A 647-nucleotide genomic window follows, 5' to 3' on the forward strand; every position below is an offset into this window, starting at 1 on the left:
CCCGGAGAAGAGCACCGCCAGCGCCTGCCGCTCGGTGACCTCCCCGGAGGCGGTGGCGGCGGACGGCGTGCCGGCGGCGAGCGCCCGCAGCCCGGCCAGCAGGTCGTCCCGGTCGGCGGCGGCGAGCACGGCCCGCCGGTCCAGCGCGGCGCGGGCGGTGACCGACGAGAACGCCACGTCGAGCGCGGTCAGGGCGGGGTCGGCGGCCAGCCGGGCGGCCCAGCGTCCGGCCTGGGCGGCGAGCGCGGCGGCGTCCCGGGCGGACACCACCACCGGTACGGCCGGGCGGGTGACCGCCGGCGCGGCGTCGGCCGGAGCGGGCTCGTCGGCCGGGGCCTGTTCGAGGATGGTGTGGGCGTTGGTACCGGAGACGCCGAACGACGAGACCGCCGCGCGGCGAGGTCGGTCCACGGCCGGCCACGGGGTCGCCTCGGTGACCAGCTCGACGGCGCCGGCGTCCCAGTCGACCTGCGGGGTCGGGGCGTCCACGTGCAGGGTGGGCGGGACGACGCCGTGCCGCATCGCCTGCACCATCTTGATCACCCCGGCGACACCGGCGGCGGCCTGGGTGTGCCCGAGGTTCGACTTGACGGAGCCGAGCAGCAGCGGCGCGGCGTCGCCCCGGTCCTGCCCGTACGTGGCCAGCA

The 647-nt window shown here is 79.0% G+C and carries 1 protein-coding gene; it reads right to left on the reverse strand.

Annotated elements, in window-relative coordinates:
• Positions 1 to 647: ketoacyl-synthetase C-terminal extension domain-containing protein (locus B1205_RS31955; protein WP_303395029.1), on the reverse strand; the 647-nt coding region annotated here is incomplete at both ends.

This window comes from Micromonospora sp. NBS 11-29 (assembly GCF_002140155.1).
Lineage (GTDB): Bacteria > Actinomycetota > Actinomycetes > Mycobacteriales > Micromonosporaceae > Micromonospora.